The sequence below is a fragment of the Streptomyces sp. NPDC001137 genome (assembly GCF_040298885.1).
In the GTDB taxonomy this organism is placed as follows: Bacteria; Actinomycetota; Actinomycetes; order Streptomycetales; family Streptomycetaceae; genus Streptomyces.
On the sequence record NZ_JBEPBA010000029.1, the window covers coordinates 43,591 to 68,479 of the forward strand.

Annotated in this window: 22 protein-coding genes and 1 riboswitch; of the genes, 11 read left to right on the plus strand and 11 right to left on the minus strand. The window is 72.1% G+C overall.

The window, feature by feature from the left end:
- The first annotated feature begins 8 nt into the window (after positions 1-8).
- Together ABT254_RS39545 and ABT254_RS39550 are read left to right on the plus strand one after the other, a co-directional pair.
- Positions 9-1,796, plus strand: coding sequence for a glycoside hydrolase family 15 protein (locus ABT254_RS39545; protein WP_351481646.1), 1,788 nt, complete (start codon positions 9-11; stop codon positions 1,794-1,796).
- A gap of 5 nt (positions 1,797-1,801) precedes the next feature.
- Positions 1,802-2,557, plus strand: a complete 756-nt coding sequence (locus tag ABT254_RS39550; RefSeq protein ID WP_351481648.1) for an SDR family oxidoreductase — start codon at positions 1,802-1,804, stop codon at positions 2,555-2,557.
- Between the two features lie 30 nt (positions 2,558-2,587).
- On the opposite strand, the gene amaP is transcribed toward ABT254_RS39550, so the two are convergent.
- The 5 genes from amaP to ABT254_RS39575 form a co-directional block, all read right to left on the minus strand.
- Positions 2,588-3,166, minus strand: coding sequence for an alkaline shock response membrane anchor protein AmaP (amaP, locus tag ABT254_RS39555; RefSeq protein WP_351481651.1), 579 nt, complete (start codon positions 3,164-3,166; stop codon positions 2,588-2,590).
- Positions 3,167-3,171: 5 nt separating this feature from the next.
- The gene (locus tag ABT254_RS39560) at positions 3,172-3,822 is read right to left on the minus strand and encodes a DUF6286 domain-containing protein (RefSeq protein ID WP_351481654.1); all 651 of its coding nucleotides are present in this window, start codon (positions 3,820-3,822) and stop codon (positions 3,172-3,174) included.
- Positions 3,819-4,202, minus strand: a complete 384-nt coding sequence (locus ABT254_RS39565) for an Asp23/Gls24 family envelope stress response protein (protein ID WP_351481657.1) — start codon at positions 4,200-4,202, stop codon at positions 3,819-3,821. Before ABT254_RS39565 ends, ABT254_RS39560 begins: the two co-directional genes overlap by 4 nt.
- Positions 4,199-4,384 carry a hypothetical protein gene (locus ABT254_RS39570; RefSeq protein WP_351481660.1) on the minus strand — a complete coding sequence of 62 codons (186 nt, stop codon included), beginning with the start codon at positions 4,382-4,384 and terminating at the stop codon, positions 4,199-4,201. The genes ABT254_RS39565 and ABT254_RS39570 overlap by 4 nt, the downstream gene beginning before the upstream one ends.
- 62 nt (positions 4,385-4,446) lie before the next feature.
- The gene (locus ABT254_RS39575) at positions 4,447-4,944 is read right to left on the minus strand and encodes an Asp23/Gls24 family envelope stress response protein (protein WP_351481663.1); all 498 of its coding nucleotides are present in this window, start codon (positions 4,942-4,944) and stop codon (positions 4,447-4,449) included.
- An 88-nt stretch (positions 4,945-5,032) separates the two neighbouring features.
- Here ABT254_RS39575 and ABT254_RS39580 point away from each other — a divergent pair, with 88 nt between their 5' ends.
- Entirely contained in the window at positions 5,033-5,746 is a 714-nt protein-coding gene (locus ABT254_RS39580; RefSeq protein WP_351481666.1) for a nucleopolyhedrovirus P10 family protein, read from the plus strand.
- Positions 5,747-5,824: 78 nt separating this feature from the next.
- On the opposite strand, the gene ABT254_RS39585 is transcribed toward ABT254_RS39580, so the two are convergent.
- From ABT254_RS39585 to ABT254_RS39610, 6 genes are all read right to left on the minus strand, one after another.
- On the minus strand, positions 5,825-6,628 hold the full coding sequence (locus tag ABT254_RS39585) for an enoyl-CoA hydratase/isomerase family protein (protein ID WP_351481669.1): 804 nt from the start codon (positions 6,626-6,628) through the stop codon (positions 5,825-5,827).
- A 129-nt stretch (positions 6,629-6,757) separates the two neighbouring features.
- Positions 6,758-6,979, minus strand: coding sequence for a helix-turn-helix domain-containing protein (locus ABT254_RS39590; RefSeq protein WP_004002281.1), 222 nt, complete (start codon positions 6,977-6,979; stop codon positions 6,758-6,760).
- Between the two features lie 362 nt (positions 6,980-7,341).
- Complete coding sequence (abc-f, locus tag ABT254_RS39595) at positions 7,342-8,940, minus strand: ribosomal protection-like ABC-F family protein (protein WP_351481672.1); 1,599 nt, start codon at positions 8,938-8,940, stop codon at positions 7,342-7,344.
- A gap of 422 nt (positions 8,941-9,362) precedes the next feature.
- The gene (locus ABT254_RS39600) at positions 9,363-10,763 is read right to left on the minus strand and encodes a hypothetical protein (protein ID WP_351481675.1); all 1,401 of its coding nucleotides are present in this window, start codon (positions 10,761-10,763) and stop codon (positions 9,363-9,365) included.
- Positions 10,764-11,087: 324 nt separating this feature from the next.
- A complete protein-coding gene (locus tag ABT254_RS39605) occupies positions 11,088-12,206 on the minus strand; it encodes an alpha/beta hydrolase family protein (protein ID WP_351481678.1) in 1,119 nt (372 codons plus the stop codon).
- 109 nt (positions 12,207-12,315) lie between these two features.
- Positions 12,316-13,047 (minus strand): class II aldolase/adducin family protein, encoded by a 732-nt coding sequence (locus ABT254_RS39610; protein ID WP_351481681.1) that lies wholly within the window; start codon positions 13,045-13,047, stop codon positions 12,316-12,318.
- A 196-nt stretch (positions 13,048-13,243) separates the two neighbouring features.
- Here ABT254_RS39610 and ABT254_RS39615 point away from each other — a divergent pair, with 196 nt between their 5' ends.
- The 8 genes from ABT254_RS39615 to cobO all read left to right on the plus strand — a co-directional run bounded on the left by ABT254_RS39615 (position 13,244) and on the right by cobO (position 24,887).
- A complete protein-coding gene (locus tag ABT254_RS39615) occupies positions 13,244-13,993 on the plus strand; it encodes a lysozyme (protein ID WP_351481684.1) in 750 nt (249 codons plus the stop codon).
- 152 nt (positions 13,994-14,145) lie between these two features.
- Positions 14,146-15,396, plus strand: coding sequence for an inorganic phosphate transporter (locus tag ABT254_RS39620; RefSeq protein WP_351481686.1), 1,251 nt, complete (start codon positions 14,146-14,148; stop codon positions 15,394-15,396).
- Positions 15,397-15,431: 35 nt separating this feature from the next.
- Positions 15,432-15,659 carry a hypothetical protein gene (locus ABT254_RS39625; protein ID WP_351481689.1) on the plus strand — a complete coding sequence of 76 codons (228 nt, stop codon included), beginning with the start codon at positions 15,432-15,434 and terminating at the stop codon, positions 15,657-15,659.
- A gap of 146 nt (positions 15,660-15,805) precedes the next feature.
- Positions 15,806-15,947, plus strand: a riboswitch (cobalamin riboswitch).
- A gap of 100 nt (positions 15,948-16,047) precedes the next feature.
- A complete protein-coding gene (locus ABT254_RS39630; RefSeq protein WP_351481691.1) occupies positions 16,048-17,130 on the plus strand; it encodes a cobalamin biosynthesis protein in 1,083 nt (360 codons plus the stop codon).
- A complete protein-coding gene (locus tag ABT254_RS39635; protein ID WP_351481692.1) occupies positions 17,127-18,638 on the plus strand; it encodes a cobyric acid synthase in 1,512 nt (503 codons plus the stop codon). Before ABT254_RS39630 ends, ABT254_RS39635 begins: the two co-directional genes overlap by 4 nt.
- Complete coding sequence (cobN, locus tag ABT254_RS39640; RefSeq protein ID WP_351481694.1) at positions 18,635-22,288, plus strand: cobaltochelatase subunit CobN; 3,654 nt, start codon at positions 18,635-18,637, stop codon at positions 22,286-22,288. Before ABT254_RS39635 ends, cobN begins: the two co-directional genes overlap by 4 nt.
- Positions 22,285-24,288: a putative cobaltochelatase gene (locus ABT254_RS39645; RefSeq protein WP_351481696.1), complete on the plus strand. Its 2,004-nt coding sequence runs from the start codon at positions 22,285-22,287 to the stop codon at positions 24,286-24,288. The genes cobN and ABT254_RS39645 overlap by 4 nt, the downstream gene beginning before the upstream one ends.
- Entirely contained in the window at positions 24,288-24,887 is a 600-nt protein-coding gene (gene cobO / locus ABT254_RS39650) for a cob(I)yrinic acid a,c-diamide adenosyltransferase (RefSeq protein WP_351481697.1), read from the plus strand. Before ABT254_RS39645 ends, cobO begins: the two co-directional genes overlap by 1 nt.
- Positions 24,888-24,889 lie beyond the last annotated feature (2 nt).

Sequence of the window (24,889 nt, forward strand, 5' to 3'; positions counted from 1 at the left end):
GCAACTCCGTGCACCCCCGTATCGAGGACTACGCGCTCATCGGCGACGAACAGACCGCGGCCCTGGTCGGCCGGGACGGTTCCGTCGACTGGCTGTGCCTGCCCCGCTTCGACTCGCCGGCCTGCTTCGCCAAGTTGCTCGGCGACAAAGAGAACGGCCACTGGCGCATCGCGCCCAAGGGCGCCAAGGGCCCCTGCACCCGCCGCGCCTACCGCCCCGGCACCCTCGTCCTGGACACCGAGTGGGAGACCGACGAGGGCGCGGTGCGCGTCACCGACCTGATGCCGCAGCGCGACCGCGCCCCCGACCTCGTACGCGTCGTCGAGGGCCTGCACGGCAAGGTGACCGTCCGCAGCACGCTGCGGCTGCGCTTCGACTACGGCTCGATCGTGCCGTGGATGCGCAGATCCGACGGCAACCGGGTGGCGATCGCCGGCCCGGACTCGGTGTGGCTGCGCACCGAACCCGCGGTGCACACCTGGGGCGAGGACTACGGCACGCACTCGGAGTTCACCGTGAAGAAGGGGGAGAAGGTCGCGTTCGTGCTCACCTGGCACCCCTCGCACCACCCCCGTCCGCCCCGGGTCGACCCGTACAAGGCGCTGCACTCCAGCGTGAAGGACTGGCAGAAGTGGTCCGCCGCGTGCCGCTACGACGGTCCCCACCGCGACGCCGTGCTGCGCTCCCTGATCACGCTCAAGGCCCTCACCTACGCGCCGACCGGCGGCATCGTCGCCGCCCCCACCACCTCCCTGCCCGAGGAGCTCGGCGGGGTGCGCAACTGGGACTACCGCTACTGCTGGCTGCGCGACTCCACCCTCACCCTCGGCGCGCTCCTGGCCTGCGGCTACCACGAGGAGGCCGAGGCGTGGCGGGACTGGCTGCTGCGCGCGGTCGCGGGCGACCCGGCCGACCTGCAGATCATGTACGGCGTGGCGGGCGAGCGGCGGCTGCCCGAGTTCGAGCTGTCGTGGCTGTCCGGCTTCGCGGATTCGACGCCCGTACGGATCGGCAACGAGGCCGTGAACCAGCTGCAGTTGGACGTGTACGGCGAAGTGCTGGACTCGCTGTGGCTGGCCTGGAGATCGGGCCTGTCCGTCAAGCCGCACATGTGGGCGATCCAGGCCTCCCTGATGGACTGGCTGCACGCCGAGTGGCGGCAGCCCGACGAGGGGTTGTGGGAGGTGCGCGGCGGCCGGCGCCACTTCGTCCACTCCAAGATCATGGTGTGGGTGGCCGCCGACCGTGCCGTGCGCACGCTGGAGGAGAACCCGAAGCTGCACGGCGACCTGGACGGCTGGCGCGCGCTGCGCGACGAGGTGCACCGCGAGGTGTGCGAGAAGGGCTTCGACGCCGAGCGGAACACGTTCACTCAGTCCTACGGCTCCCGCGAACTCGACGCCGCGCTGCTGCTCATCCCGCGCGTCGGATTCCTGCCGCCGGACGACCCGCGGGTGGCCGGCACCGTCGACGCGATCCGCGAGGAGCTGGGCCACGGCGGCTTCCTGCGCCGCTACAGCACCGACGAGACGACGGTCGACGGGCTGCCCGGCGACGAGGGCACCTTCCTGGCGTGCTCGTTCTGGCTCGCGGACGCCCTGCACATGACGGGCCGCAAGAAGGAGGCACGGGAGCTGTTCGAACGGCTGGTGGGCCTCACCAACGACGTGGGGCTGCTGTCCGAGGAGTACGACCCCGTCGACGACCGCCAGCTCGGCAACTTCCCGCAGGCCTTCAGCCACGTCGGCCTGGTGAACACCGCCCTCGCCCTGTTCGGGGACGACGAGGCAGGATAGGTGCCATGGATCTTGGACTGAAGGACCGGGTGTACGTCGTCACCGGAGCCACGCGGGGCCTCGGCAACGCCGCCGCGCGTGAGCTCGTCGCGGACGGCGCGAAGGTGGTCGTGACGGGGCGGGACGAGGCGCGTGCGCTCGCCGCGGCGGAGAAGCTGGGACCGAACGCTGTCGGGCTGGCCGTCGACAATGCCGATCCGGAGGCACCGGCGCAGCTGATCGCGGCGGCGCGTGAGCGGTTCGGGGGCTTCGACGGGATTCTCGTGAGTGTGGGTGGGCCGGCGCCGGGGTTCGTCGCCGACAACACCGACGAGCAGTGGCGGGCGGCCTTCGACTCGGTGTTCCTGGGAGCGGTACGGCTCGCTCGCGCGGCGGCCGGTGAGCTGGAGGCCGGGGGTGTCATCGGATTCGTGCTGTCCGGGTCGGTGCACGAGCCGATTCCGGGACTGACGATTTCCAACGGGCTTCGCCCGGGACTCGCCGGGTTCGCCAAGTCGCTCGCCGACGAGCTGGGCCCGCGCGGAATCCGCGTGGTGGGTCTGCTGCCGTCGCGTATCGACACGGACCGGGTGCGCGAGCTGGACGGACTGTCCGCGGACCCCGAGGCCACCCGGGCCGCCAACGAATCCCGTATTCCGCTGCGGCGTTACGGCACGCCGGAGGAGTTCGGTCGTACGGCTGCCTTCCTGTTGTCCCCGGCGGCTTCCTATCTGACGGGAATCATGGTCCCGGTCGACGGCGGAATGCGCCACGGATTCTGAGAGCCGACCAAGGACCGAGGCCCGGCGGGATCAACTCACCCTTTCCGCACGGTGTTTGACGCCCTTCATCCGCACCTCCGCGGGAAATGCGGCAAGACCCGCGGAATTGCGTGCGTGCGTCAGAGCCCGGGTCGTGAGGTCGTGCAGAGCCGCTCCCGGGTCCACATGCGGTTCCAGATGGAGTCGCACGCGCGCCTCGGGGGCGGTGCGGCGGCCGGTCAGCTGGACATGGGCATGCGCCACGCCCTCCAGGCCGCCCGCCTCGCCCGCCAGGACGCCTTCCAGGGCCCGGCCCCGCAGCAGCGCGCCCTCGCCGTCCCCGGTGTCCACCAGGACCTCGGCGAGACGGCGCCGGCGCAGGACCGCGGTCAGCCACCACAGGGCGAGCAGCACCAGGACGGCCAGTGCGGCGATGACGGTCGGCCACCACCAGCCGGAGCCCTGCCAGCGGGTGCGTTCGGCGTCGCTGAGCAGGACGTCGTGCCGGCCGTCGTGGATCCACCAGGACGGTGGCGGAGCGCCCAGCCCGACGGCCAGGACCGAGCCGCCCACCACGAGCAGGACGAGTCCGACGATGCCGATCAGTACCCGGTTGACGATCCTGAGCATCGCCCTCACCCCTTCCGTCCGGGACGCCGTACGTGCACGGACAGCGCGGGCGGGTGCGTCAGCCCCAGGCCGCTGATCGCGTCGTCGAGCGTGGCGTTCAGGTCGGCGCGTACGTCGCCCAGTTCGCGGAAGTGCGAGAGGGCGTACACGTCGGCGCGGGCGCGGCGCATCCGGACCCGTACCGACTGGACGCCGGCGACCTCCATGGCGCGGTCGCGCAGCACGAAGGCGGCCGCCTCGCGGTGCAGTCCGGCCCGGACGTCGGCGTGGGTGCGCCGCATGGGCAGGACGCCGCGCAGACCGGGCGTGACCGCCAGCACGAGCAGCCACAGGCCGAGGGCGGCGGCGACCCCGGCGCCGACGAGCACCCAGGTGTCGTCGAGGTGGCGCTCTGCGAGCTGACGGGCGAGTTCGCGGCGCCAGGCCATCGCGGGCCGGTGCGCCCGTACGGCCGCGATGTCGTACAGGAACAGGCCCGCGACCGCCAGGACCAGCAGCGCCACGATGGCCGCGGGGATGCGGCGCGCCGACCAGAAGCGGCCCTGATCGCCGTCGTGTCCGGACGGCGGCGGCCCGTAGGCCGGTTCGTCGGCGGGTGCCTTCTCGATGACCGGCAGTCGTTGTGTGGTGCCCTCAAAGCCCTGGGGCTCGCTCATCGCGTCCTCCCCTGTGCCACGCCGTGTGCCGGGGTCAGATGCAGCCGCTCCACGTGGACGGCGACCTCCGGCACCTCCATGCCCACCAACGCGCCTACCCGCGAAGCGACATGTCGACGCACATCCGCGCATCGGGCACCGATGTCGCAGGGGTAGTCGAGTTCGATGTGGACGCGCACATGTGCGGCTTCATGGTGGACGACGACGGTGGCGTGCGGGGGTGAGGTGTCCTCGGTCCGGTCGCTGAGAGCCTCCCTGGCTGCCTGGGAGGCGATCTTGGCGACCACCCGGTCGGCGATCCTGGTGGCGCCGCGCTCGCCCGGCGCGACGGTGGCCGTGGGTCTGCGCAGCTCACCGACACCGTCGCTCACCGGGCTCACCGCCGGCGGTCGTCACGCGTACGGAAGAGCTCGCCGATCTCCAGATCCCCCTCCAGGAACCGGCCGACGACGAACCCGACGGCGCCCAGGGCGGCCACCAGCAGGAAGGCGCCGAAGCCGCCGAAGTATCCGGCGAAGCCAAGCGCCATTCCGGCGATCATGCCGACCACGGCCCTGCTCATCGTGCGCTCCCCTCAGTGGTGCGGTTGTCGGATGCGGTGGTGCGGTCGTCCGGGCCGGCCGGTCACTGGATCCGGGGCTCCGGCTCCTCGTCCTCCTCCTCCGGCAGCTTCACATCACTCACCGCGATGTTGACCTCGACGACCTCGAGACCGGCCATCCGCTCCACCGCCGCGATGACGTTCTCCCGGACCGCGTGGGCGACATCGGAGATGGAGACCCCGTAGTCGACGACGATCTCCAGGTCCAGTGCCGTCTGCACCTCGCCGACCTCGGCCTTGACGCCCCGCGTCACGGACTTCGAGCCGCCCGGCACCCGGTCGCGCACGGCCCCGAAGGTGCGGCTGAGCCCGCTGCCGAGGGCATGCACGCCGACCACGTCCCGCGCGGCCAGTCCGGCGATCTTCTCCACGACCCCGTCGGCGATGGTCGTCCGTCCCCGGGTGGCGGGGTCTCCTCCGCCGCGCCGCGTCGGCTGCGCCTTGCGCAGCGTCGAGGGGTCCGTCGCCTCGCCCGTTCCTTGGGGGTTCCTCGTCCGGTTCTGCTCCGTCATGTCGGTCATCGCCGCACGCCCCTTTCGGCTCGTCGTCCTACGACCACGGTAAGTGGGGTTGCGCCGCCGCGCGCCGGGGATGCGGCAGGCTGGAGGAATGACGACGGAACGGTGGGCGCAGGCGGTACGGAACCAGGTGGGCCTGGGCAGACTCCTGCCACTGGGCGGACCGCACGACGGTGCGTGGATCTCGCAGGAGGCGGCCGAGGCGGTGCTCCGGCGCGCGGCCGGGGAGCTGCGCGGGGTACGGCTGGACGCGCTCCGTATCGCGCTCGCCGACCCGGACCACGCTCACGAGCCGGCCGTACCGCCACCGCCGAGCGCCCTGCCCCCGGGACCGCTGCGCGTGACGGCGGACTTCGCCACGACGGCGTCCGAGCCGCTACCGGCGAAGGCGGCCCTCGTACGTACGACGCTGGCAGCCGCGGCGACGGAGCTGCTCGGCCTGGCCGTGGCCGAGGTGGACCTGCGGGTCACGGCCCTGATGGACGAGGAACCGGAACCCGCCCCGGTACGAGCCCCGGAGCCGCCACGCGCCGCGGAGCCCGACGACGCGGACGAGCTGCGCGCGGCCTCCGCCGCCCTCATGGTCCCGGGCGTCACCCACCTGACGGGCGGCCTGGGGCGGGCGGCGGTGCACATCACGGCCCTCCAGGAGGAGGGCGCACTCGCGCACCGCCACGCGCGCGTGGAGATCGCGGTGAGCGCGAACCACCGTGCCGTCGACGTGGCCCGCGAGGTACGTGCAGCCGTCGCCGGGGTGCTACCGGATCACCCGACGGTGGCGGTACTGGTGACAAGGGTTGGCTGACGCGCCCCAAAGGGGCGCGGGGAACGGCGCGACCGGCCACGAAAAAGCCGCAGACAAAGACCCCGCACCGCCGGAGGCTTACTCGCCGAGACCGGCAAGATCCCGCAACCGCCGCGCCTGCGCGGCCCGCTCGGCCGCACGCTGCTCGTCGTAGGACCGCCCCGACGCCCCCCGGATCAGCGCCTTGGTCTCGATCACGGCGTCCCGCGGCGCAGCCAGAATCGCCGACGCCAGATCCCGCACCGCACCGTCGAGCTGATCGCCCGGCACCGCGAGGTTGGCGAGGCCCGTGCTGACGGCCTCCTCGGCCAGGACGGCACGCCCGGTCGCACAGATCTCCAGCGCGCGGGCATAGCCGACCAGCCCCACCAGCGGATGCGTCCCCGTCAGGTCCGGCACCAGCCCAAGGCTGGTCTCGCGCATGGCGAACTGCACGTCGTCGGCGACGACGCGCAGGTCACAGGCGAGCGCGAGTTGGAAGCCCGCACCGATGGCGTGGCCCTGGACGGCGGCGATGGACACGAGGTCGCTCCGCCGCCACCAGGTGAAGCCGGCCTGGAACTCGGCGATGCTCGCGTCGAGTTCACCGTCGCTGCTGCGCGCGAGGTCGATGAACGTCGGCTCGCCCTCGATTCCCTCGGGCGTGAACATCTGCCGGTCGAGCCCGGCCGAGAAGGACTGCCCCTCGGCGCGCAGCACGACGACGCGGACGGACCCCGGCAGGACCCGCCCGGCCTCGGCGAGCGCACGCCACATCGCTGGGCTCTGCGCGTTGCGCTTGGCCGGGTTGGTCAGCGTCACCGTGGCGATCGCGTCGTCGACGGTGAGCCGTACGCCGTCCTTGTCGAGTACCGGACCGAGGTCCTGGGCGGGCGAAGCCATGGAGTGCCTCCGATGAGTGCGGTCAGCAGAGCAAGCTAAAGCGCAAAGCTAAGTGACTGCACAGTAACCACCCGGCCGATCTGCCGACCGACCGGGTGGCCACCATCGAAGCCGATGGGCCGCCCGGGATCAGGACGAGGCGGCCTTCTTGCCCCGCGTCGCCCCGCCACGCCCACGGAGCGTGACGCCCGACTCACTGAGCATCCGGTGCACGAAGCCATACGAGCGGCCGGTTTCCTCGGCCAGCGCCCGAATGCTCGCACCGGAGTCGTACTTCTTCTTCAGGTCTGCCGCGAGCTTGTCGCGCGCGGCGCCGGTTACCCGGCTGCCCTTCTTCAGAGTCTCGGCCACCCGTGCCTCCTCATGGGAAGTGCGCTCTGGTCCCCTCATGATCACCCCTCCGGGCTTTCATGGCCACCCATTCGGCAAGGTCCGTGAGACAGGGTTTTGACGACAGGAGCGCATCCCCACAAGCGGAATCCGTAATTCCTCCCGGCTGCGTTCGTACCGCCGAACGGGTTCTTTTGTGAAGTGCCAGGTCAGGGACGTACGACGGCCGAGCCCTTGTCGATAAAGGGCTCGGCCGCGAAATGGATGTAGGACACACCTCGGTACGAGGAGATCTCACACAGATGATGGATCACGGATCGGCCGAATGATCCATACGCTGTGGATCACCCCTTCGATCAAGCTGTGCTGACGCTCAGGCCCGCTCAGGCGAGGGCGACCAGGTCCGCGTAGTCCGCGCCCCACAGGTCCTCGACGCCGTCCGGCAGCAGGATGATCCGCTCGGGCTGCAGCGCCTCGACCGCGCCCTCGTCGTGGGTGACCAGGACGACCGCGCCCTTGTAGGTGCGCAGGGCGCCGAGGATCTCCTCGCGGCTGGCGGGGTCGAGGTTGTTGGTCGGCTCGTCCAGCAGCAGCACGTTCGCGGAGGAGACGACCAGGGTCGCGAGGGCCAGGCGGGTCTTCTCGCCGCCGGACAGGACGCCGGCCGGCTTGTCGACGTCGTCGCCGGAGAACAGGAACGAGCCGAGCACCTTGCGGACCTCGACGAGGTCCAGGTCGGGCGCGGAGGAGCGCATGTTCTCCAGGACCGAGCGCTCCGGGTCGAGGGTCTCGTGTTCCTGCGCGTAGTAGCCCAGCTTGAGGCCGTGGCCCTGGACGACCTCGCCGGTGTCGGGCTTCTCGACGCCGCCGAGCAGGCGGAGCAGGGTCGTCTTGCCGGCGCCGTTGAGGCCGAGGATGACGACGCGGGAGCCCTTGTCGATGGCCAGGTCGACGTCGGTGAAGATCTCCAGCGAGCCGTACGACTTCGACAGTCCCTCGGCGGTGAGCGGTGTCTTGCCGCAGGGCGCGGGCTCGGGGAAGCGCAGCTTGGCGACCTTGTCGCTCTGGCGCACCGCCTCCAGGCCGGAGAGCAGCTTGTCGGCGCGCCGGGCCATGTTCTGCGCGGCGACCGTCTTGGTGGCCTTGGCGCGCATCTTGTCGGCCTGCGAATGCAGGGCGGCGGCCTTCTTCTCGGCGTTGGCCCGCTCGCGCTTGCGGCGCTTCTCGTCGGCCTCGCGCTGCTGCTGGTAGAGCTTCCAGCCCATGTTGTAGATGTCGATCTGGGCGCGGTTGGCGTCCAGGTAGAACACCTTGTTGACGACCGTCTCGACCAGGTCGACGTCGTGGGAGATCACGATGAAGCCGCCGCGGTAGGTCTTCAGATAGTCCCGCAGCCAGACGATCGAGTCCGCGTCGAGGTGGTTCGTCGGCTCGTCCAGCAGCAGGGTGTCCGCGTCGGAGAACAGGATGCGGGCCAGTTCGATACGGCGGCGCTGACCGCCGGAGAGCGTGTGCAGCGGCTGGCCGAGCACCCGGTCGGGCAGGTTGAGCGCGGCGGCGATGGTGGCGGCCTCGGCCTCGGCGGCGTACCCGCCCTTGGTGAGGAACTCGGTCTCCTGGCGCTCGTACTGCTTGAGGGCCTTCTCGCGGGTGGCGCCCTGGCCGTTCGCGATGCGCTGCTCGTTCTCGCGCATCTTGCGGATGAGTACGTCGAGACCGCGCGCCGAGAGGATGCGGTCGCGGGCGAGGGTGTCGAGGTCGCCGGTGCGGGGGTCCTGCGGGAGGTAGCCGACCTCACCGGATCGGGTGACCGTGCCGCCGGCCGGGATGCCCTCGCCTGCCAGGACCTTGGTGAGGGTGGTCTTGCCGGCGCCGTTGCGGCCGACCAGGCCGATGCGGTCGCCCTTGGCGATGCGGAAGGAGGCGGACTCGATGAGGACGCGGGCACCGGCGCGCAGCTCGATACCGGAGGCGGAGATCACGGACAGGCTCCAGGGCAGAAAGGGTTGACGGGTGGGCGGCTGAGGCGTTCCCGCCGTCTAATGCGCGAGGAGAATGGCCATGGGCCAAGTCTAACGGGGCCGTGCAAGCACTTTTTCTGTGTTCGGGTGTTCGGGCCGCCTGCCGGGGACGTCGTTGCCGGAGGCTGTGCGGTGCGGGGTGATCCGGCCCAGGTCGTCGACGGCGATGAGCTGGGGCGTCCATGACGACGCCGGGCAGGGCTGGGCGACCATCAGCGCTCCGGCGTGATGTACGGCACGTAGGCCCTGCGCCGAGCGCCTGGTCATGTGCCAGGACAGGCCGTCGTGCGACTGCGGCGCCGTCGTGGCTGGTCGCGCCCCGCGGCGGAGCCGCTGATGTCACAGCCCCGCGCCCCTAGAAAAGCCGCTGCCCGCCCCCCTCCTCAGCTGCCGCCCGTGTGCACCTGGAAGGCAGCCCGGCGCACGGCCTTCGCCAGGGCCGGGTCCGGGTGGGCCGCCGCGAGGGCGACCAGGACCTGGACGGTGCGGGGGTGGCCTACGGCGCGTACCTCTTCCAGGAGCAGGGGGACCGTCGGCTGGACGGCCGACTCGAGGTGGCGTACGAGCATCGGGGCCTCGCCGTGGTCGGCGACCGCGGCGGCGGTGTCGACCCACAGCCAGGTGGCCTCCTCGCGGGTGAGGACCTCGTGGGCGTCCTCGGGGTCGATGCCGTCGTGTTCGGCCAGCCAGAGGAGGGCGTACGGGCGCAGGGTCGGCTCCTCGGCCACCGAGCGGACGTCGGGCTCGGCGGGGGCGCCGACCACGCGCAGGGCCTCGAAGGCGAGGCCGCGCAGCAGGGCGTCGTCGCCGCGGGCGGCGGCGATGAGTTCGGTGACGGCGCTGCCGACGGGGCGGGCGGCGAGCCAGGCGCGGTATTCGGCGCGGGCGGCGTTCGGGCGCAGCTGGGCGCAGCCGCGGAGCATCTCGTCGGCGGCGACCTCGATGTTGCCCGCGGGGCTCTGCGCGGCGACGCAGATCTGCTCCAGCTTGACCCAGACGGCCCAGCTGCCGAGCGGGGTGAGGGTGGCCTGTCCGCCGCCGTAGGTGAGGGCGCCGACGGAGGCGAGGGCGTGCAGGGCCCAGTCGAGGAGGGGCGCGAGCGGGGCGTCGAGGGCCTCGGGCTGCTCGGCGGGCTCGGGCTGCGGGCCGTAGGGGATCTCGCAGCGCTCGGTGCGCAGTTCGGTGACCCGCTGCTCCAGGAGGTCGAGGAGCTGGTCGACCGGGACGGGCCCGGCGGACAGCTGGAGGAAGGAGAGCACCTGGGGCATGGCCGAGACGACCTCGGCGACGGCGGCGGGCTCGTGGTCCGCGGGCTCGCCGTGGGCGAGGGACCAGGCGTCGAAGAGGGCGACCCAGCCGCGCAGGACGGCGCTGTCGTCGCGGTTCCAGGCGCGCAGCCGCCAGCCGGGGCGGGCGCTGTCGCCGTGCACCTCGACGAGGCCGGCGAGGCGGGCGGTGTCCCAGTCGGCGCGGACCTGAGCCACGGTCAGGCCGAGGTCCCGGGCGGCCCGTTCGGCGGTCGCGTCGGCGAGGGTGGCCTTGCCGTCGGCGGTCGCGCCGTCGCTGCCCGGGCCGAGCGCGGCGTCGGCCCAGCGGGCGACGCGGGCCGCGGCGGCCAGCTGGGAGCGAGCCATTCTGGCCAGCTCCGCGGGTGCCGGTGTGCCCTCCGGGGGGCGGGGCGCGGCGCGGCGCGGGCGGCGCTGGTTCACGGCTCTGGGGGCGGCGGACAGGGATCGCGGGCCGACGAGTCGAAGCCTGGAGTCGCGCGGGATACGGGACGTCACGGGTGCAGTCTTCCGGTTGACGGTCCGAAAACCCAAACGGAATGTCACCGCCGGTGCCGGGACTGGCCAACGCACGGGGACCGGCGAGCGGCTCGGGGACGGGAACAGGCCAGTGGTACGGCCTTAAACGGAATCGTGTCGACTGTTCAGCTCCGCCCCGGCCCGGCGCCGTGGGCGGGGGTGTCGGACGGGGTCGCACGAGCGGGGTGAGCCACCGGCGCAGAGGGCCGCGCGGGCGGGGCGAGGGGCCGGCGGAGCGGGTGCGCGAGTCGAGTGAGGTCCGGGGCGGAAGGGTGGGAACGGGGTGGGGGCCGGCCGAAGCGGTCACATCAGCGGGGTCAGGAAGCGGCGCATGGCTTCTTCGTAGGCCTCCGGGTCGGCGTTCCACATCGCCGAGTGCGGGGCGTTCGGGACCGTGCGCAAGGCGATCAGGCGGGGACGGGCGTGGGCGAGACGGCGGGAGTACTCCCAGGGGGCCAGGGTGTCCTCCGGGCCGTGGAATATCAGCGTCGGCACGCTGAGCTGCTCGGCCTCGACGGTGCGCTCGCGCTCCATGCCGGTACGTCCCTGTGCGGCCCGGACGGCGAGCGGCAGCAGCGCGCCCGGTGTGCGGCGGGCGGCGGCGAGGGCGCGCAGGGTGGTGGCCCAGCTGAGCACCGGGGAGTCCAGGACCAGTCCGGAGATGCTGTCGCGCAGTCCGGAGTGGGCGGCGGCGCGCAGCGCCATGGTGGCGCCGGTGGACCAGCCGTGCAGGACGACCTGTCTGGCGCCGTGGCTGACGGCGTGCCGGATCGCCGCGTCCACGTCGCGCCACTCCGTCTCGCCGAGGTGGCCCAGGCCGTCGGGGGAGCGGGGTGCGCCGGGGTCGCCGCGGTAGGCGAGGGCGAGCACCGGGAAGCGCTGGCGGTGCAGGAACTCCATGATGTTCATGGGGAGTTCGCGGGTGGCTCCCAGACCGTGCACGGCGATCACCCAGGTGTCCCGCGCTCCGGGCACGAACCAGGCGGGCAGGGAGCCGAGTTCGCCGGGGATGTCCACGTCGGTGTGGGGCAGGCCGAGGGCGCTGCCGGGGTCGCCGGTGTGCACGTTCGGGGTCAGCCAGACCTTGTCGCCGGGCTCCAGGGTGCCGTGGGTGACCCGTTCCAGGCGGCGGACGACGGTGTCGGCGGAGTGCGTGGCGGTGGCGAGGACGGGGCCGACGACCGCGTGGGTGCCGTCGCCGGTGAGGCCGTAGGTGCCGGGGCGCATGGCCGCCAGGTCGCGGGTGAGCGCGATCTGCCCGGCGGCCGTGGCGTGCACGGTGAGCTGGGGTTCGGTGGGCAGGGGCCGGCCGGGCGGCGCCTTGAGCGCCGCGTCGCTCGCGAACCGGCCGGCGGCCACGCTTGCCGCGCCGGCCGCCAGGGCTACGGTGACGGCTGCGGCCGTCGCTTTGACTGTGCGCACCCGTCCAGTGTCCTGGCGGACCCGGCCACCGGCCAGCGGGAGGACGGGGCGGGGTGATGCGGAATGCGGCGGGGTGTGCCGGCTCGGCCCGGGTGCGGTTTCCCGGGCCTCACTTCCGTTGGCCGTAGCCCCGCAGTTTCTCGCCCGCCTCCGCCACCTGCTCGCGGGACAGCAGCGTCGGGGACATGCCCGGTACCGAGGAGGCCGTCAGCCACAGCCGGCACATCCATTCCAGTTGGGCGGTGCGGTCGTAGGCCTGGTCGAGGGTGGTGCCGTAGGCCATCGTGCCGTGGTTCTGCAGGAGGCAGGCGGTGCGGTCGGCGAGGGCGTGGAGCATGTTCTCGGCCAACTCGTCGCTGCCGTATGTCGCATAGGGGGCAACTCGGACGGGTCCACCGAGGGCGCCGGTCATGTAGTGGATCGCCGGGAGCTCGGGGACGAGTGTCGAGACGGCCGTCGCGTGCACGGCGTGGGTGTGGACCACGGCGCGGGCGTCGGTGGTCCGGTGGATCGCCAGGTGCATGGGGAGTTCGCTCGTCGGGACGAGCGTGCCGAGCACCTGGCGGCCCTCGAGGTCGACGCCGGTCACGTCCTCGGGCGTGAGCCGGTCGTAGGGCACGCCCGAGGGTGTGACCAGCACGGTGTCCCCGACGCGCACCGAGACGTTGCCCGAGGTGCCGACGACGAGCCCATCGGCGACCGTGCGGCGGGCGGTCGCGACGAGCGCCTCCCAGGCGTGCGCCACCTCGGCGCTCAGGCCCCTCCCCCACCGCTCCGGCACGCCCCGCACACCTTCTAGCGCATCCCGTTCGCCTCGCTGGTCCCGCCGCTGCTCAGCCATGCCGCGATCCTGCCAGGCACCTCCCCGGCCCGCTGCGGGGCGGAGGCACTTTAGGGCGGAAGCCACGCCTCCGAAAGACCCCTTATAGGGACATATCCTTCTCTCTCCATGCTTGGCCGGAGATCATCGGGCATTCGACGACCTTCCAGTAATCTCCCGTTGTTTTGTCGTGCACGTCGCCATTCCGGGGGGAAACATGGCTCGTGATCGCAAACCGCTGCGCCGCCGCACCCGCGTTCTCGCGGTCTCCGTGGCGGCGCTCACCGTCACAGGGGCGGCTCTCGCCGGGCTTCCGGCCTCGGCGGCGAGTCTGCCGAAGGGGCACGACGTCTCTTCGCACCAGAAGAACGTCAACTGGTCGAGCGCGAAGGCCAAGGGCGCAAGGTTCGTCTACGTCAAGGCGACCGAGTCCACGAACTACAGCAATCCGTACTTCGGCCAGCAGTACAACGGCGCCCGCAGCGCCGGCATCATCCGCGGCGCGTACCACTTCGCACTGCCGGACAAGTCGTCGGGCAGGGCGCAGGCGGCGTACTTCGTGAACCACGGCGGCAGGTGGAGTTCGGACGGCTGGACGCTGCCGCCCGCGCTCGACATCGAATACAACCCGTACAGCGCCAAGCACAGGTGCTACGGACTGAGCAAGGCGCGCATGGTCGGCTGGATCAAGTCGTTCAGCGGCGAGGTGAAGCGGCTCACCGGCCGCCATCCCGTGATCTACACGACCACCCACTGGTGGAACACCTGCACGGGCGGAAGCGGCGCGTTCGCCTCCGACCACGCGCTGTGGATAGCCCGTCACGGCTCCGGGGCCACGGGTTCTCTCCCGGCCGGCTGGTCGTTCTGGACCTTCTGGCAGTACGACAACGGCGGCGACCTGCCGGGTGACCAGAATCTCTTCAACGGGTCGCAGACCCAGCTGAGGAAGTTCGCCCGGGGCTACTGACCAAGGGGCGCCGAGAGACCGGGGGTCGCCGGGACGGGGCGGAGCGGCGACCCCCTCATTCAGACATCGTGCAGCCGCCCTCAGTTCATCTTCCGTTCACCCAGGTTGCCTACGGTCAACCGACCGTTGACTTCGAACGATTGCCTGGGTAAATGGAAAACTTCTCGCTGATCCTCGCGATTGTGGTCGTAACCGCACTCGCGTTTGATTTCACGAACGGTTTCCACGACACCGCCAACGCGATGGCCACCACCATCTCGACCGGTGCGCTCAAGCCCAAGGTCGCGGTGGCCATGTCCGCCGTGCTGAACCTTGCGGGTGCCTTCCTCTCCGTGGAGGTCGCCAACACGATCTCCAAGGGTCTCGTCGACGAGACCGGCATACGTCCCGAGGTCATCTTCGCGGCGCTGGTCGGCGCGATCCTCTGGAACCTGCTGACCTGGCTCGTCGGCCTTCCCTCCAGTTCCTCGCACGCCCTGATGGGCGGTCTGATCGGCGCCACCATCGCCTCGGCCGGCATGGGCGCGGTGCACGGCGACGTGCTCGTCACCAAGGTGCTCATCCCGGCGCTCGCCGCCCCGATCGTCGCGGGCCTGGCAGCCCTGCTCGCGACCCGGCTGTCGTACACCCTCGGCAAGAAGGCCGACGGCAAGGCCGCCGAAAAGGGCTACCGCGTCGGCCAGATCGCCTCCGCGGGCCTGGTCTCGCTGGCCCACGGCACCAACGACGCACAGAAGACGATGGGCATCATCACCCTCGCCCTGGTCGCCGGCGGCGCCGTCGCCCCCGACTCCGACCCGCCCACCTGGGTCATCCTCTCCGCGGGCCTCGCCATCGCGCTCGGCACCTGGCTCGGTGGCTGGCGCATCATCCGCACCATGGGCAAGGGACTGACCGAGCTCCAGCCGCAGCAGGGCTTCGCCGCCCAGACCAGCGCGGCCACGGTCATCCTGGCCTCCTCGCACCTCGGCTTCTCGCTCTCCACCACCCACTCGGTCTCCGGTTCGGTGATGGGTGCGGGCCTCGGCCGCAAGGGCGGCGTGGTCCGCTGGTCGACGGCGACCCGCATGCTCGTGGCCTGGTGCCTGACGCTGCCGGCCGCGGCCCTGGTCGGTGCGGGCGCGGAGTCCGTGACGGATCTCGGCGACTGGGGCACCGCCGTCGTCGCCGTCTTCCTGGTCGTCGCCAGCGCGGCCATCTGGAAGGTCTCCCGGCGCGAGGTCGTCGACGCGTCGAACGTCAACGCGACCGACGAACCCGCGGGCGTGGTGACCACGGCGATCGCCGCCGTGACCCCGCCCCCCACGGGCACGGTGACCGAGGGCCTGACGGCCACGATCCCCGCCCCGGCCCCCGTGGCCGCCGCCCCCGACCCGGCGACCCCGCCGGCCGCGGCCGTCTGAGCCCGCCCACCCGGCACTTAAGGAAGAGAAGCAGCATGAAGATCGACTGGGCAGCCCTGGGCTCCGTCTTCGGCGTCAGCCTCGCGGTCACGGTGGGCCTCGTGGCCCTGTTCACCCTCGGCATCATGGGCCTGTCGCGCCGCGAGCGGGCCGTGGCGCAGGGCAACTCGGCGTCCCTCGCGGTGGCCGGCGCGTACGTGGCCTTCGCGGGGGTCGCGGCGGCGGTGGCCTACGGGATCCATCTGGTGATCGCCAAGTCCTGAGGCGGCCGGACCGCCTCCCCACCGTCCCGCGGGGCGAGGAAGCACCCTTTCGTGCTTCCTCGCCCCGCGGGTTTTTCATGCGCGGGTCCGAGCGCCGGGTGTGGGCCTCAGCACACTCCCCCGCCGCAGGTCAACGGCAAGTTGACTGCCGTTCGGGGGCGTGGTGGACTGCCGAAGCCATATACGGCGGCGCGAGAGGAAGCCGGTGCGAGTCCGGCGCGGTCCCGCCACTGTCACCGGGGTAGTAAGCCCCGGGAGCCAGGAACTCTCACCGCCGGTCTCGTCGAACCAGGGCGTGGACACCCTGAGTGAGGACATGTCGCCATGCCAGCCTGCCGTTTGAGGTTCAGGACCAGGTCCCTGCTCGATCCCACGGCCGGCTGAGCCGATGCGTGCCGATCGCGTCTTCGCGTACGGCGCCGCCGCCGGCCTCCTCGGTGACCATCTGCTCGGCGATCCGCGCCGTGGGCATCCGGTCGCCGTGTTCGGGCGGGCCGCGGGTGCCGTGGAGCAGGTGTTGTGGCGGGACCATCGCGGGTGGGGCGCGCTGCACACCGCCGTGTGCGCCGGGAGCGCCATTGCGCTGGGTGCCCTCGCGCAGCGGTCCGTACGTCCGTCCCGTACCGCCTCCCTCGCTCTGACCGCGGCCGCCACGTGGGCCGTTGTCGGGGGGACCTCGCTCGCGCGCGAGGCCCGTGGCATCGGGCGGGCGCTGGAGGCCGGGGACGTCGAGGCCGCCCGGGCCAGGCTGCCGCATCTGTGCGGGCGGGATCCGCAGGCCCTGGACGCCGACGGGATCGCGCGGGCGGTGGTGGAGTCCGTCGCCGAGAACACCTCCGATGCCGTCGTGGGGGCGCTGGTGTGGGGGGCCGTGGGCGGAGTGCCCGGGCTGCTCGGGTTCCGGGCCGTGAACACGCTCGACGCCATGGTGGGGCACAAGTCGGCCAGGTACCGGCGGTACGGCTGGGCTTCGGCGCGGCTGGACGATGTGGCGGGGTGGCCGGGGGCCCGTCTGACCGCCGTGCTGGCCGCCGCTGCCGGGGGTGACGGCCGGGGGGCCGTACGCGCCTGGCGTTCTGACGCCGCGAAGCATCCGAGCCCCAATGCCGGGCCCGTGGAGGCTTCGTTCGCGGGGGCGCTGGGGGTGCGGCTCGGGGGGACCTTGTCGTATGGGGGGCGTGTTGAGCATCGGCCTGTGCTGAACGGGGAGGGGCGTGCCGTGGAAGTCGGCGACATCGAGCGTGCCGTGCGGTTGTCGCGGCGGGTCGGATGGCTGGCGTTGGGGGTCAGTGCGGCTGGGGCGGTGCTGCGGGGCCGGGTCGCACGGCGCCCGGCGGTGGGGGCTGTGCCCACCCGTTCCGCCCCAGCGGAACGACTGCCCACAGCGGATGCGGTGGGGGCTGTGCCCCGTTCCGCCCTGGCGGAACGACTGCCCACAGCGGTTGGGCGACAGCAGGGTGGTGTGTCATGAGCGGCGGGGGGCTTCTCGTTGCCGGTACCACCTCCGATGCCGGGAAGAGTGTCGTCACTGCCGGGATCTGTCGTTGGCTGGTGCGGCAGGGGGTCAAGGTGGCGCCCTTCAAGGCGCAGAACATGTCCCTCAATTCGTTCGTGACGCGTGAGGGTGCCGAGATCGGGCGGGCTCAGGCCATGCAGGCGCAGGCCTGCCGGGTCGAGCCGACCGCGCTGATGAACCCCGTGCTGCTCAAGCCCGGTGGCGAGCAGAGCAGCCAGGTCGTGCTGATGGGCAAGCCCGTCGGCGAGTTGAGTGCGCGCGGGTATCACGGGGGGCGGCAGCAGCAGCTTCTGGGGACCGTGCTCGACTGCCTGGCCGAGTTGCGGGGCACGTATGACGCCGTGATCTGTGAGGGGGCGGGTTCTCCCGCCGAGATCAACCTGCGGCGGACCGACATCGTGAACATGGGCATCGCCCGTAACGCGCGGCTTCCCGTGCTCGTGGTCGGTGACATCGACCGCGGCGGGGTCTTCGCCTCCTTCTTCGGGACCGTCGCCCTGCTCTCGCCCGAGGACCAGGAACTCGTCGCCGGGTTCCTCGTCAACAAGTTCCGGGGGGACGTCAGCCTCCTGGAGCCGGGGCTCGACATGCTGCACGGGCTCACCGGGCGGCGGACGTATGGCGTGCTCCCCTTTCAGCACGGCCTCGGCATCGACGAGGAGGACGGACTGCGGGTCTCCCTTCGGGGGACGGTGCGGGAGTCGAACGTCGCGCCGCCCGTCGGCGAGGACGTGCTGCGGGTCGCCGTGTGCGCGATCCCGCTGATGTCCAACTTCACCGACGTGGACGCCCTGGCCGCCGAACCGGGCGTCGTGGTGCGGTTCGTGGACCGGCCCGAGGAACTCGCCGACGCCGACCTCGTCGTCGTACCGGGGACCCGGGGAACGGTGAAGGCCCTGGAGTGGCTGCGCGAGCGGGGACTCGCGGACGCTCTGGTCCGCAGGGCCGCCGAACAGCGGCCCGTCCTCGGCATCTGTGGTGGCTTCCAGGTGCTCGGCGAGCACATCGAGGACGAGGTCGAGAGCCGGCGCGGGCATGTCGAAGCGCTCGGAGTGCTGCCCGTACGGGTGCGGTTCGCCCGCGAGAAGACCCTCACCCGTCCCGTGGGGGAAGCCCTCGGCGAGCATGTCGAGGGATACGAGATCCATCACGGGGTCGCCGACATAGGCGGCGGGGAAGCCTTCCTGGACGGCATCCGGGTCGGGCAGACCTGGGGCACGCACTGGCACGGTTCGCTGGAGTCGGACGGGTTCCGGCGGGCCTTTCTGCGCGAGGTGGCGGCCGCCGCGGGCCGTCGTTTCGTGCCGGCGCCCGACACCTCTTTCGCCGCGCTGCGCGAGGAGCAGCTCGACCGGCTCGGCGACCTGATCGAACAGCACGCGGACACGGACGCGCTGTGGCGGCTCATCGAGTCCGGCGCGCCGCAAGGACTGCCTTTCATTCCACCGGGAGCGCCCGCATGAGCACAGTGTTGTTGTTGTCGACCGCCGACACGGATCTGTTGGCCGCTCGGGCCGCGTCCGGTGCCGACTACCGGATCGGCAACCCGACCCGGGTGGATGTGACCGAGGAGCTGCCCGGCCTCCTCGACGGCGCCGACATCGCCGTCGTACGGCTGCTGGGCGGGAAGCGGGCCTGGGAGGACGGGCTCGCCGCGCTCAGGGCGTCCGGGATCCCGACCGTGCTGCTCGGCGGGGAGGCCGTCCCCGACGCCGAGTTGATGGCCGAGTCGTCCGTGCCCGCCGGTGTCGTGGCGGAGGCGCTCAGGTACCTCGTCGAGGGCGGCCCCGCCAACCTCACCGAGCTGGCCCGGTTCCTGTCCGACACCGTGCTGCTGACCGGCGAGGGGTTCGTCGAGCCGCAGAAGATGCCCGAGTACGGCATCCACGGCGAGCGCCCGTTCGTGGACGGCCGCCCGACCGTCGGTGTGCTCTTCTACCGGGCCCATGAGCTGAGCGGCAACACCGCCTTCGTGGACACCCTGTGCGATGCGATCGAGGCCAAGGGCGCCAACGCCCTTCCCGTGTACTGCGGTTCACTGCGCGGCGCGGACGCCGGGCTGTACGAGATCCTCGGGCAGACCGACGCCCTGGTCGCCACCGTCCTCGCCGCCGGTGGCACCCATGCCTCGCAGGCCTCGGCCGGCGGTGACGAGGAGGCCTGGGACATCGGGGCGCTCGCCGACCTCGACGTGCCCGTCCTGCAAGGTCTTTGCCTGACCTCGTCCCGTGAGGCCTGGGACGAGTCGGATGCCGCCCTGTCCCCCATGGACGCGGCGATGCAGGTCGCGATCCCCGAGTTCGACGGGCGGCTGATCACCGTGCCGTTCTCCTTCAAGGAGCAGGGTCCCGACGACGTGCCCGTGTACGTCGCCGACCCGGAGCGGGCCGCGCGGGTCGCCGGGATCGCCGTACGGCATGCGCTGTTGAAGCACAAGGCGAACGCCGACAAGAAGCTGGCGCTCGTCTTCACCGCGTACCCGACGAAGCACTCCCGGGTCGGCAACGCGGTCGGCCTGGACACGCCCGCGTCGGCCGTACAGGTCCTGGACGCGCTGAAGGCCGCCGGGTACTCGCTCACCGAATACCCCTCCGGCGGCGACGAGTTGATCCACCGGCTCATCGCGGCCGGCGGTCACGACGTGGAGTGGCTGACCGAGGAGCAGCTGGCCGCCGCGCCCGCGCGCGTGCCGCTGGCCGACTACCGGGCGTGGTTCGACAAGCTGGACCCGGAGCTCAGGGACGGGATGCTGGAGGCGTGGGGCGAGCCGCCGGGCAGCCTGTACGTCGACGGGGAGGACATCGTCCTCGCCTCGCTCCAGTTCGGGAACGTCGTCGTGATGATCCAGCCGCCGCGCGGCTTCGGCGAGAACCCCATCGCGATCTACCACGACCCCGACATGCCGCCCTCGCACCACTACATGGCGGCCTACCGCTGGCTCGACAACACTTTCGGCGCCGACGCGATCGTCCACATGGGCAAGCACGGCACGATGGAGTGGCTGCCCGGCAAGGGGCTCGGGCTCAGCGGCGGATGCGCGCCGGACGCCGTGCTCGGTGAACTGCCGCTGATCTACCCGTTCATCGTCAACGACCCCGGTGAGGGCACCCAGGCCAAGCGGCGCGGGCATGCCACGGTCGTCGACCACCTCGTACCGCCGATGGCCCGTGCCGACACCTACGGCGACCTGGCCAAGCTGGAGCAGCTGCTCGACGAGTACGCACTGGTCTCCGACCTCGACCCGACGAAGGCGCCGGCCGTCCGGGCCCAGATCTGGACGCTGGTCAAGGCGGCCGAGCTCCACCACGACCTGCATGTGGACGAGCAGCCGGACGAGGACGAGTTCGACGAGTTCGTCATGCACATCGACGGCTATCTGTGCGAGATCAAGGATGTGCAGATCCGCGACGGACTGCACATCCTGGGCGGCGGGCCGGTCGGCGAGCCGCGGGTGAACCTCGTGCTGGCCGTACTGCGCGCCTCGCAGGTGTGGGGCGGGCAGGCCAACGCGCTGCCGGGGCTCAGGGCCTCGCTGGCCGCTCATTTCGGGCTGGTGGAGAAGGAGCTGCTCGCCGAGCCGGGCGCGCCGGTGAAGGTGCCGGTGGAGCTGAGCGATCTCGTCGAGGGTCCTTCCCGTACCGCCGCCGACGCCATCGACCTGCTGGAGCAGCTGTGCCGGCGGATCGCGGAGGGCATGGAGGCACGGGACTGGGACGTCACGCTCGCCCCGGCTCTCGTCCGCGGGGTCCTCGGCGCCGAACTCCCCGAGGCCGTAGCGGTGTTGGAGTTCGCCTGCACCGAGGTGGTGCCGCGGCTGGCCCGTACGACGAACGAGATCGGCCACATCCTCAAGGCGCTCGACGGCGGTTACGTCCCGGCGGGTCCGTCCGGTTCGCCGACGCGCGGTCTGGTCAACGTCCTGCCGACGGGCCGGAACTTCTACTCGGTCGACCCCAAAGCCATTCCCTCCAGACTGAGTTGGGAGGTAGGGCAGTCCCTCGCCGACTCCCTCGTGCAGCGGTATCTGCAGGACACCGGCGAGTACCCGAAGTCCGTCGGCCTGACGGTCTGGGGCACGTCCGCGATGCGCACCCAGGGCGACGACATCGCCGAGATCCTCGCCCTGCTGGGCTGCCGTCCCGTCTGGGACGACGCCTCCCGCCGGGTGACCGGGTTCGAGGTGATCGGCCTGGCGGAGCTGGGCCGCCCGCGCATCGACGTCACCGTCCGTATCTCCGGCTTCTTCCGGGACGCGTTCCCGCACGTCGTCGGGCTGATCGACGACGCCGTCCGCAAGGTCGCCGAGCTGGACGAGCCGGCCGAGCAGAACTTCGTGCGCGCCCACGCCGACGAGGACACCGCACAGCACGGCGACCGGCGGCGCGCGACCTCCCGGATCTTCGGCTCCAAGCCGGGCGCCTACGGTGCCGGGCTGCTGCCGCTGATCGACGCCCGCAACTGGCGCTCCGACGCCGACCTGGCCGAGGTGTACGCCGTCTGGGGCGGCTACGCGTACGGGCGCGGGCTCGACGGGCGGGCGGCGCGCGGGGACATGGAGACCGCGTTCAAGCGGATCAACGTCGCCGCGAAGAACGTCGACACCCGCGAGCACGACCTCGTCGACGCCGACGACTACTTCCAGTACCACGGCGGCATGGTCGCCATGGTGCGGCATCTGACGGGCGAGAGCCCCGAGGCGTACGTCGGCGACTCCGCCACCCCCGACCAGGTGAAGACGCGGACGCTGGGCGAGGAGACGCACCGCGTGTTCCGCGCGCGTGTCGTCAACCCGCGCTGGATGGCGGCCATGCGACGGCACGGCTACAAGGGCGCCTTCGAGATGGCGGCGACCGTCGACTACCTCTTCGGCTACGACGCCACGGCCGGCGTCGTCGACGACTGGATGTACGAGAAGCTCAGCGCCGAGTACGTCTTCGCCCCGGAGAACCGGGAGTTCATGAAGCAGTCCAACCCGTGGGCGCTGCGCGGCATCACCGAGCGCCTGCTGGAGGCCGCCGACCGCGGCCTGTGGGCGGAGCCGGACGCGGAGACGCTGGAGCGGCTGCGCGCCACGTACCTGGAGCTGGAAGGCGACTTGGAGGGCGACCAGTGACCACCCCCTTCCCCTTTACGGCCGTCGTCGGCCAGGACGACCTGCGGCTCGCACTGCTGCTGAACGCCGTCTCCCCGGCGGTCGGCGGTGTGCTGGTGCGCGGTGAGAAAGGCACCGCCAAGTCGACGGCCGTGCGCGCGCTCTCGGCGCTGCTGCCGGAGGTGGCCGTGGTCCCCGGGTGCCGTTTCTCCTGCGACCCCGCGGCACCGGACCCGTCCTGCCCGGACGGCCCGCACGAGCCGGGGCCGGGCACGGGCCGTCCCTCCCGCATGGTCGAGTTGCCGGTCGGCGCCTCGGAGGACCGCCTGGTCGGCGCCCTCGACATCGAGCGGGCACTGTCCGAAGGCGTGAAGGCCTTCGAGCCCGGCCTGCTCGCGGACGCGCACCGCGGGATCCTCTACGTCGACGAGGTCAACCTCCTCCACGACCATCTCGTCGACCTGCTGCTGGACGCGGCCGCGATGGGTGCGTCGTACGTCGAGCGCGAGGGCGTCTCGGTGCGGCACGCCGCGCGTTTCCTGCTCGTCGGCACGATGAACCCCGAAGAGGGCGAACTGCGGCCGCAGCTGCTCGACCGGTTCGGACTGACCGTCGAGGTCGCCGCTTCCCGGGAGCCGGACCAGCGGGTGGAGGTCGTACGGCGCAGGCTCGCCTACGACGACGATCCCGCCGGTTTCGTGGCCCGCTGGGCGGACGAGGAGGCTTCCGTACGTCAACGGATCGTCGCCGCACGGGAGTTGCTGCCCTCGGTGCGGCTGGGCGACGCGGCGCTCCGGCAGATCGCGGCGACCTGTGCCGCCTTCGAGGTGGACGGCATGCGGGCCGACATCGTCATGGCGCGCACGGCCACCGCGCTCGCCGCCTGGGCCGGGCGGACCGAGGTGCTCGCCGAGGACGTACGGCAGGCAGCCCTGCTCGCGCTGCCGCACCGGCGCCGTCGTAACCCCTTCGACGCGCCGGGGCTCGACGAGGACAAGCTCGACGAGACGCTGGAGGAGTTCTCCGGCGACGACGATCCCGACCCGGACCCCGACGGCGGCGGACCGGACGGCGGCGGGCAGCCGCCCTCCGGGGACTCCGACGGTCCGCAGGGCGGTGACACCGACGCGCGGCCCGAGGCCGGGGAGGGCGGACAGCCGCAGGCCTCGGGGGCTGCCGAGCAGTCCGCCGTACGGGCCTCGGAGCCCTTCCGTACCAAGGTGCTGAGCGTGCCCGGGATCGGTGAGGGTGCCGCCGGGCGGCGTTCGCGGGCGCGGACGGAGCACGGGCGGACGACGGGGGCCAGGCGGCCTCAGGGGGCGCTCACCAAGCTGCACCTGGCGGCGACCGTGCAGGCCGCCGCGCCGCATCAGCGGGCGCGGGGGCGGTCGGGGCCGGGGCTGGTCGTGCGGCGGGACGATCTGCGGCAGGCGACCCGGGAGGGGCGTGAGGGGAACCTCGTGCTGTTCGTGGTCGACGCCTCGGGGTCGATGGCGGCCCGGCAGCGGATGAGCGCCGTGAAGGGCGCCGTGCTGTCGCTGCTGCTGGACGCGTATCAGCGGCGGGACAAGGTGGGGCTGGTGACCTTCCGGGGCGCGGCCGCCGAGGTCGCGCTGCCGCCGACCTCGTCGGTCGACGCGGCGGCGGTGCGGCTGGAGTCGTTGCCGACCGGTGGGCGGACGCCGCTCGCGGCCGGGCTGCTGCGCGCGCACGACGTGCTGCGGGTGGAGCGGTTGCGGGATCCGGCGCGGCGGGCGCTGGTCGTGGTGGTGACCGACGGGCGGGCCACCGGTGGCCCCGAGCCGGTCGCGCTGGCCGGTCGGGCCGCTCGGCTGTTCGCGGCCGACGGGGTCGCCTCCGTGGTCGTCGACTGCGAGTCCGGGCCCGTGCGGCTCGGGCTCGCCGGGCAGCTCGCGGGTGAGCTGGGCGGTACGGCGGTGACGCTCGACGAGTTGCGGGCGGACTCGATCGCCGGGCTGGTCAGGGATGTACAGGGTGGGACGAAGAGGAGGGCCGCGTAATGCCGCAGGGGCAGCCGAGTGTGGTGCCGGACGACGGGCTGACGACTCGTCAGCGTCGTAACCGGCCGCTGGTCGTCGTGCACACGGGCATCGGGAAGGGCAAGTCCACGGCCGCCTTCGGGCTGGCGCTGCGGGCCTGGAACCAGGGCTGGCCGATCGGGGTGTTCCAGTTCGTCAAGTCGGCGAAGTGGAAGGTCGGCGAGGAGAACGCGCTGCGGGTGCTCGGCGCCTCGGGCGAGGGCGGGACCGTCGACTGGCACAAGATGGGCGAGGGCTGGTCCTGGGTCCAGCGGGACTCCCAGATGGACAACGAGGAGAAGGCCCGGGAGGGCTGGGAGCAGGTCAAGCGGGACCTCGCCGCGGAGACGTACAAGCTGTATGTGCTGGACGAGTTCGCCTACCCCATGCACTGGGGGTGGGTGGACACCGACGAGGTCGTGGACGTGCTGCAAAACCGGCCGGGGACCCAGCATGTGGTGATCACCGGGCGGAACGCGCCCGAGAAGCTGGTCGAGTTCGCCGATCTCGTGACCGACATGTCCAAGGTCAAGCATCCGATGGACGCGGGGCAGAAGGGGCAGAGGGGCATCGAGTGGTGATG

Excerpts from the sequence above, each read along its gene's own strand:
- ABT254_RS39570 (WP_351481660.1), bottom strand. The coding sequence starts at position 4,384 with ATGAGCAGGGCCGTGGTCGGCATGATCGCCGGAATGGCGCTTGGCTTC.
- ABT254_RS39585 (WP_351481669.1), bottom strand. The coding sequence starts at position 6,628 with ATGGCTTCGCCCGCCCAGGACCTCGGTCCGGTACTCGACAAGGACGGC.
- ABT254_RS39560 (WP_351481654.1), bottom strand. The coding sequence starts at position 3,822 with ATGAGCGAGCCCCAGGGCTTTGAGGGCACCACACAACGACTGCCGGTC.
- ABT254_RS39550 (WP_351481648.1), top strand. The coding sequence starts at position 1,802 with ATGGATCTTGGACTGAAGGACCGGGTGTACGTCGTCACCGGAGCCACG.
- cobN (WP_351481694.1), top strand. The coding sequence starts at position 18,635 with ATGAGCACAGTGTTGTTGTTGTCGACCGCCGACACGGATCTGTTGGCC.
- cobO (WP_351481697.1), top strand. The coding sequence starts at position 24,288 with ATGCCGCAGGGGCAGCCGAGTGTGGTGCCGGACGACGGGCTGACGACT.
- ABT254_RS39625 (WP_351481689.1), top strand. The coding sequence starts at position 15,432 with ATGAAGATCGACTGGGCAGCCCTGGGCTCCGTCTTCGGCGTCAGCCTC.
- ABT254_RS39610 (WP_351481681.1), bottom strand. The coding sequence starts at position 13,047 with ATGGCTGAGCAGCGGCGGGACCAGCGAGGCGAACGGGATGCGCTAGAA.
- ABT254_RS39575 (WP_351481663.1), bottom strand. The coding sequence starts at position 4,944 with ATGACCGACATGACGGAGCAGAACCGGACGAGGAACCCCCAAGGAACG.
- ABT254_RS39615 (WP_351481684.1), top strand. The coding sequence starts at position 13,244 with ATGGCTCGTGATCGCAAACCGCTGCGCCGCCGCACCCGCGTTCTCGCG.
- ABT254_RS39635 (WP_351481692.1), top strand. The coding sequence starts at position 17,127 with ATGAGCGGCGGGGGGCTTCTCGTTGCCGGTACCACCTCCGATGCCGGG.
- ABT254_RS39630 (WP_351481691.1), top strand. The coding sequence starts at position 16,048 with ATGCGTGCCGATCGCGTCTTCGCGTACGGCGCCGCCGCCGGCCTCCTC.
- ABT254_RS39620 (WP_351481686.1), top strand. The coding sequence starts at position 14,146 with ATGGAAAACTTCTCGCTGATCCTCGCGATTGTGGTCGTAACCGCACTC.
- ABT254_RS39580 (WP_351481666.1), top strand. The coding sequence starts at position 5,033 with ATGACGACGGAACGGTGGGCGCAGGCGGTACGGAACCAGGTGGGCCTG.
- amaP (WP_351481651.1), bottom strand. The coding sequence starts at position 3,166 with ATGCTCAGGATCGTCAACCGGGTACTGATCGGCATCGTCGGACTCGTC.